A 7,339-nucleotide genomic window follows, 5' to 3' on the forward strand; every position below is an offset into this window, starting at 1 on the left:
TGTGAGTGGAGTTCTCTCGTGTGCTCTTCCTATCTTATTGCTGTTGGGCACGGTTCCGACGTCGAAACCGTGCCCAACAGCATTCTGGAGGCGGACCTCGTCAGCCTTGTCCGCTCGCGGACGGGCTAGCCGCAGAACTCGTTCAGCTCGAAGTCGTGCACCACCGTCTGCCCCTTGATGATGCGTGCGGACTTCATCTCCGGCGGGTACCCGTTCGCTGAGCCGAGCAGCGTCAGCCGGTTGTTCGAGACCCCCATCCAGCGCGCGTACTCACCCTCGGGGCCGGTCACGAGCGTGACGTCGTACTCCGACCCGTCGATGACCACGAACGCACCCTCGAGCGGGACCGTCTCGTCGGCACAGGTGGCTCCCGTCACCGTGCCGGCGATCTTGCCCCAGTTCGCCGGCGGGGTGACCGACAGCGACACCTGCACCCGCGGCTCGTCGTACGGCGTGCTGCCGTTGGCCACGACGGCCGAGGTGTAGGTCCCGGGCTGGTCCACGCGGCTGCTGTCCAGGTCGACGTGCACCTTGGTGGACTTGCCCGGCTCCAGCGTGAACGCCGGCGGCTGGACGTCGAGCCACGGCACGTCGACCGTGGTCTCACCGGTCACGTTCAGCACCGTGTGCATGTCGGGGAAGCCGAGCTCCTCGACGGCGGTGGGCTCGGGGGTGCCGCACTCCTCGGAGGCGAGGTACGACGGCGCCGTCTCCGGCTCGGCGTTGGAGCCGATGAAGAACTCGCCGGAGCTGACGACCTCGACCACGAGCGTGCCGGACGCCGTGCCCGTGACCGGCACGTCCACCATCGTGAGCTCCTGTGCCTCCAGGGTCACGTCGGCCGTGCCGATCTCGGTCATGTTCTCGTACACGAAGTCCCCGTCGAGCTCGTACAGGTTGACCGTCACGGCAGTGTCCGCCGCGGCCGTCTCGACCCCGAAGGACACGTTCGTCACGGCGAGCTCGCCCTCGATCTCGAAGTCCTCCAGCGTGAAGGTGCGCAGCCACTGCGTCTGGCTCCCCACGCAGGCCACCGAGTTGCCCAGGGTGATGTCCTGCGACGAGGAGTGGGTGATCGTGGTGCCCTCCGCCAGCAGGGACGGCGGGGCCGACGGCGTCACGGTCTTCCCGGGACGCTTGCCGTTCCGGGCCAGGCCGTCGCCGTCGTCCGCGGCGGCCGTACCGCGCGCACTCTCGGCGTCCGACGTCGACGCCGTGCTCACCTCGGTCACGTCCCCCGTGGCACCCTTGATGACGCCGCTGGCGGACGCCGACCCGAGGATCTCGAAGTCGGACGACGCCGGAGCCACCTCGACGTCCGCGGGCGCCGTGCCCTCGTTCGTCACGGTGAACGTCCCGGACCTGCTGCCGCCCAGCCGCACCTGCTCCGACAGGTCCTCCGGGGAGACGGTGAGCAGCGGGGCCGCCAGCTCGACGTCCTGCCGCGTGATCTCGTCGGCGACGACGGTCACCGCAGCTTCGGTGCCCGTGTAGTCGTCGGCCGCGTAGGCGATCTGCTGCTCGCCGGTCTCGGTGGTGAACAGCGAGTAGTACCCGGCGCCGGCGCCCGGGTTCTCCGGGTCGGCGGTCTGCGTGCTGTGGTCGGCACCGGCCGTCACGGTGGCGCTGTTGACGCCGTCACCGTTGTTGAGGTCGTTGACGAACCCGGCGACGAGGCCGCCGTCGACAGGCTCGCACGACCCGACCGAGACGTTGTCGACCTGCCACCACAGGCCGAAGGCGGCGTCGCCGTAGTGGAACCGGATCCGTACGTCGGACTCGCCGCTCGCACCGGGGAGCGTGACGACGGCGCGTCCGAGGGCGTCGGAGGTCTGGTGCAGCACGGTCTCCCAGGTCTCCCCGCCGTCGACGCTGAGGTCCACGTCGGCGAAGTCGTCCAAGGCTCCGTACGACTGGTCGAACGTCAGGAGCGGCGTGTCGAGGCCGGTCAGGTCGTAGGACGGTGAGGTGAGTGTCGTGTCCTGCGTGCCGTCCTCGCCGTAGCCGTCACTGTTGACCTCGGCGAACAGGCCCTCACCTCCGGTCATGTTGCTCGCCTCGAACGCGTCGTCGAACGTCCAGACCTGCTCGGTGCCGGCCAGGTCCTCGACGGTCCAGCCCTCGGGCACGCCACCGGACTCGAACTCCTCGACCCCCGCACCGGCCCCGGTCAGGGCGTAGCCGGGAGCGGTGCACTCGCTGAGCACGGACGGTGCGACGTCGGCGGTCGCCGGTTCGGTGCCCACCTCGACGACCTGCGTGAGCGTCCCGTAGCCGGCCACGGACGGCTCGACCACCAGCGTGTGCGGGGCCGACTGCGGCACCTCGAACGAGTACTCACCCGTGAACGGGTCGGTCCACGCCGAGACGCTCCTCGGGGCACCCTGCACGGAGACCTTGGCGTCGAGCGGCCAGCCGTGCCCGGAGCCATCGGTGACGGTGCCGCTCACGGTGGTGGTCGGCGCGGCCTCCAGGGAGATGTCCAGCGCGGCGGTCTCGCCCTCGACGACGTCGGCCTGCGCCGTCGCGTCGAGGAAGCCGAAGGCGGAGACGGTCAGCTCGTGCGAGCCCTCCTCCAGGCCCAGGCGGTAGGCGCCGTCGGCGTCGGTGGTGTCGGAGCGCTCACCCGCCGTGACGCGTGCGCCGGCGACGGGCTCGCCGTCCGGCCCGGTGACCGTCCCCGCGACGAAGCCGTAGCCGTCGATCGGCGCGCTCGCGACCAGGGCGGGTACGTCCAGCTTGCCCTCGCCCCATACGTTGTTGTCCTCGGGGGTGCCGCCGCAGGTGTCGTCGGCCACGTCCGCGGACGTCTGGTTCAGGAGCTCCTCGGTGGCCTCGATGTCGCCGACCAGGACCGGTGCGGCGCTCCACAGCAGTGCGACCGCGCCCGCCAGGTGCGGGGACGCCATGGACGTGCCGCTGAACACCGCGTAGTCGCCGCCCGGTACGGAGGACCGCACCTCGTCACCGGGCGCTGCCAGGTTCGGCTTGGTCTCGCCGTCCGCGCCCGGTCCGCGCGAGGAGAACTCGGCGATGTCGCCGCTCTCCCCGAACGCGCCGGCCGCGTAGGTGTCCACGTTCGCCCCGGGGGACGACGTCGACTGGCAGCCCGCCTCGCCCGCGTTGCCCGCCGCCCACGCGCCGAAGATGCCCGCGGCCTCCCAGGCGGCGATCTCCTCGGACATGAAGTCGTCGATGACCCCTGGCGCCTGCTGGCCCCACGAGTTGTTCACGATGTGCGGGCGCTGAGCCGGGTCGGGGTCCGAGCCGTCGGCCCGCGTCGGCGCGAGGATCCACTGGCCGGAGGCGAGCAGGTCGGCGTCCGAGCAGCTGGCGCAGCCGTTGGCCGCGATCCAGTCGGCGTCCGGTGCGACGCCGATCTGGTTGCCCTCGCCGTCGTCGCCCACCATGGTGCCCATGACGTGCGTGCCGTGGGCGTCGCCGTCGCAGGGCGCGCCGTCGCAGGCGCCGCTGGCGTCGAACCAGTTGTAGTCGTTGTTCAGGCCCTCCTCGCCCAGGTAGCCGCGGTAGTGCTGCAGCAGCGCCGGGTGCTCGACGTCGACGCCGGAGTCGATGTTGGCCACGGTGATGCCCTCACCCGTGTACCCCTGGTCCCACACCTCCGGGGCGCCGATGGCGTCGAGGCCCCACTCGGTGGCGAGCGGCGTGTTGTCGGTCGGAGCCTTGCGCTCGACCGGCTCGATGGGCTGGGCGGTGAACCGCTCGTGGACCTGCTTCACCTCGCTGCTGGCGGCCACCTGCTTCGCGAGCTCCGCCGTGCCGTCCTGGACGAGGATCGCGTTGCTGATCCAGTAGGACTCGTGGTCCACGCCCTTGGCCTCGAGGTCGGCGACGACGTCGGCCTGTGCTGCCTTCGCGGTGCTGGTCAGGGCGTCGTAGACGTACTGGCCACGCTCTGCCCAGTCGGCGATGTCCTCGGCCGGCTCCAGGTCCGGCGTGTCGGCGAACCGGATCCAGAAGTCGGCGGACTCCTTGGTGTCGAGCCGGGCCAGCACGGCGGGCGTGATCTTGTCCGCCGCGCGCTCCGGGACGTCGGTGGCGACGGCGGGTGGTGTGTCGGCAGGGGTCGACGTACTCGCGAGTGCAGGTGTCACGCTCACCGCTGTTGCCAAGAGCGCGCCGACCGCTGCGAGAGCGATCGGCGCGCGCCGACGTGGCATGCGACTGTGCATTGTTGCCTCCGGGGTGCAAGCGCCCCGACCAGGGGCGCGACCACTGGCCCACGAGCTGTGTGCCAGGTCACACTCTGGAGACAGCAGGTGAAATGTGCAACCAAAGTCGCCGTATAACCCGGTGGTGGTCCGCTTCGAGAACGCACTTGGGCACGTTTCCAGGCCCGGAAGCGTGCCCAAGCGCATTCTCGAGGCGGACCCGCTCGCGACCCGCCCGGCGGGGCCCGGAATGCGGCGCGTCGTCCGCGGTGTTGGCCCGGCATGGACTTCAATCAGCAGATCATCGACACCTTCCGGGCCAACGGCGGAGAAGTCACGGAGCCGATCCAGTTCGGCAAGGCCCTCGTGCTCGTGCACGTGCCGCGCAAGGACGGCAGCATCCGAATCGCGCCCCTCGCGGCGATCCACGACGACGGCGCCTGGCACATCGTCGGGTCGGCCGGCGGCTCGCCCAAGAATCCCGCGTGGGTCTACGGCCTGCGCCGCGCCGAGCAGGTGGACATCGAGGTTCCCGGCGAGCCCGTCACGACGGTGCGCACCAAGGTCGAGGAGCTCACCGGGGACGAGCGCGACACGATGTGGGAGCGCTTCAAGGCGTTCTCGGGCGGCTTCGCCGACTACGAGAAGACGGCGGAGGGTCGTGTCTTTCCGATCTTCCGGCTGGTGGGCTGACATCCTTCGGAGCGGCCGGCGATCGCCGGCCGCTCCGCGTTCCGCCCGGCGACGGGCGGCCGACCCGAGGAGGGGCCCCATCGCCCGTCATCAGCGAGTACTGGTCACCGGCGCCGCTGGGCGCATCGGCCGCGGGGTCCTCGACGTCCTCGCCCGGGAGTCGGTGGCAGCCACCGCGCTCGTCCTGGAGGATCCGGGAGATCTCCGCGCCGACCGCGTGGTCGTGGGCGACGCCAGGTCACCGGACGTGGTCGCGCACGCGATGGACGGGGCCGACGGCGTCATCCATCTCGCCGCCATCCCGACGCCCATCGACGACCCGCCGGAGGTCGTCTTCGGGACCAACACCCTGTCGACCTTCACCGTGCTCGACGCGGCGGGACGAGCCGGCGTCCGCCGTGCGGTGATCGCGAGCAGCCAGGCCGCCTCCGGCATCCCGTTCGCGGCTCACGCGCAGCACCCGGTCCACGTGCCGGTCGACAACGACACCCCGGACCAGGCCGCCGACCCGTACGCGCTGTCCAAACGGGTGGACGAGCTGACGGCGGACGCGATGGCCCGGCGGTACGGGATGGCCGTCGTCGCGCTGCGGTTCCCGTTCGTCGGCGGCATGGACGAACGGCTGCGCGACCACGCGGACGACGTCGCGCGGGACCCTGCGCTCGGTGCCCGGAGCCTGTGGGCGTACCTGGAGACCCGGGACGCCGCGGAGGCAGCCTGGCTCGCGCTCGGGTGCCCCGCCCACGGCGCCGTCGTGATCCACGTCGCGGCGCCCGAGACGCTGGTGCCCGTGCCCACGCTCGACCTCCTGCGGCGGTACCACCCGAGCACCCCGGTGCGCCGGCCGATCGAGGGGCGCGCGGTGCCCTACGACCTCACGGCCGCCGAGCAGGTGCTCGGCTTCCGCGCCCGGCATCACGTGGTCGGGACCCCGTAGGGCCGGCCGGCCCCGCCCAGGATGCGGGCGCCCGGGCACGCGCACCTCAGGTCTGTGTCGACTCCACCGGCACGCGCTCGACGCCGTCGACCAGGGGCGTCACCCGCCGTCCGAGGGCAAGCGCCACCGCCACGATCCCGAGGCAGCCGGCCACCATCACGCCGATGAACCCGCCGGCCCATCCACGCTCCAGCAGCAGGCCCGCGACCACGGGACCGGCGATGGTGCCGCCCTGGAACGCGCCCGAGCCGATCGCGTTGTACCGGCCGCGCAGGTGCGCCGGCGCCATCTCGTTCGTCAGGGCGGGCAGGGCGGACTGCATCAGGGTCTCCCCCAGCCCGAAGAAGGCGTGGAACACGAGGACGATGACGACGGCCGCCGTGCCGCCGGGCACCAGCCCCGCGACGCCCAGCAGGAGCCACGCCACCACCCACACCACGGCCATCAGCGCGAGCGCCCGCGTGCGACGCCGTCCGCGGACCCGGTTCATCACCCAGAACTGCAGCGCCACGATCACTACCGTGTTGACCACGAACGCGAAGCCGATCGCGCGGGTCGACACCTCGGCCACGAGCCGGGCGAAAGCGGGGAAGCCACCCTCCATCTGCCCGTATCCCACGAAGGCCGCGAGCAGCCCGAGCGCGGAGAGCCAGAGCACCTCGGGCCGGCGCAGGATGGCGAGGTAGCCCACCGCCGCGCCTGCGTCGTCCGGCCGGTCGACGCGCCCGTGCAGGTGCCGCAGCGGCACCAGGAGCACGACGACGGGGAGGAGGAACGTGGCCGCGTTGACCAGGAACGCCATGACGAAGGTGCCGGGCCGTTCGACGTCGACCACGAGCCCGCCCACCACGCCGCCCACACCGACGCCGAGGTTGAGCAGCGCGAAGTTCACGCCGTAGTACCGCTGCCGCAGGTCGCCCTCGACGACCGTGGCGACGAGCGCGTTGACCGAGGGCCAGCCGACGCCGAGCTGCACGCCGAAGAGCGCCAGCCCGAGCGCGGCCACCGCCGGGACGGTGGCGAACGCGAGCACCGTGTACCCCGCGACCGCGAAGAACAGGCCGGTGAGCATGATCCGCCGGGCGCCGTACCTGTCGACGAGCGCGCCGGCCGGACCGGTCACGAGGAGGCCGACCACGGCGATGAGCCCCATGAGCGTGCCGGACAGCCCGAGGGAGAAGCCCCGCACCTCGTGCAGGTAGATGATCGTGAACGGGAGCGTCAGGCCGCGGCCGAAGAACTGGACCACCACGGTGGAGAGCAGCCAGCGGCCGTCCAGGGGCAGCTCCGACCAGAAGCCGAGGGCGCCGGAGCGTGGGGAGGAGGTCACGACCTGATCCTCGCCCGTGCGTGGCAGGGGCGGAAAGCGGATTTCGGACACTGTGGTGCGCGCGACACCGGCTGGCCGACTCGCCGTACCGGGTCCCGGTCAGCCGGCTGGCCTGCGGCCCTGACACAAGCGGATCGGGTCGGCGGCAGGGATCGCCGTCATCGGCTCGGTGCTGTTCGGGTCGCTCTCGTTCCCGCCAGGCCGCCC

The 7,339-nt window shown here is 71.8% G+C and carries 4 protein-coding genes; 2 read left to right on the top strand and 2 right to left on the bottom strand.

Features of this window, described 5'->3' with window-relative positions; genetic code table 11:
• Window positions 1-125: 125 nt before the first annotated feature.
• A complete protein-coding gene (locus tag AB0F40_RS26925) occupies window positions 126-4,121 on the bottom strand; it encodes a S8 family serine peptidase (RefSeq protein WP_357475281.1) in 3,996 nt (1,331 codons plus the stop codon).
• Between the two features lie 333 nt (window positions 4,122-4,454).
• Here AB0F40_RS26925 and AB0F40_RS26930 point away from each other — a divergent pair, with 333 nt between their 5' ends.
• Window positions 4,455-4,865 carry a nitroreductase/quinone reductase family protein gene (locus AB0F40_RS26930; RefSeq protein ID WP_357475283.1) on the top strand — a complete coding sequence of 137 codons (411 nt, stop codon included), beginning with the start codon at window positions 4,455-4,457 and terminating at the stop codon, window positions 4,863-4,865.
• Window positions 4,834-5,802: an NAD(P)-dependent oxidoreductase gene (locus AB0F40_RS26935; protein ID WP_357475285.1), complete on the top strand. Its 969-nt coding sequence runs from the start codon at window positions 4,834-4,836 to the stop codon at window positions 5,800-5,802. The genes AB0F40_RS26930 and AB0F40_RS26935 overlap by 32 nt, the downstream gene beginning before the upstream one ends.
• 46 nt (window positions 5,803-5,848) lie before the next feature.
• Here AB0F40_RS26935 and AB0F40_RS26940 read toward each other — a convergent pair whose 3' ends face one another.
• Complete coding sequence (locus tag AB0F40_RS26940; protein WP_357475287.1) at window positions 5,849-7,132, bottom strand: MFS transporter; 1,284 nt, start codon at window positions 7,130-7,132, stop codon at window positions 5,849-5,851.
• Window positions 7,133-7,339 lie beyond the last annotated feature (207 nt).

It is taken from the genome of Promicromonospora sp. NPDC023987 (genome assembly GCF_040639055.1).
Lineage (GTDB): Bacteria > Actinomycetota > Actinomycetes > Actinomycetales > Cellulomonadaceae > Promicromonospora.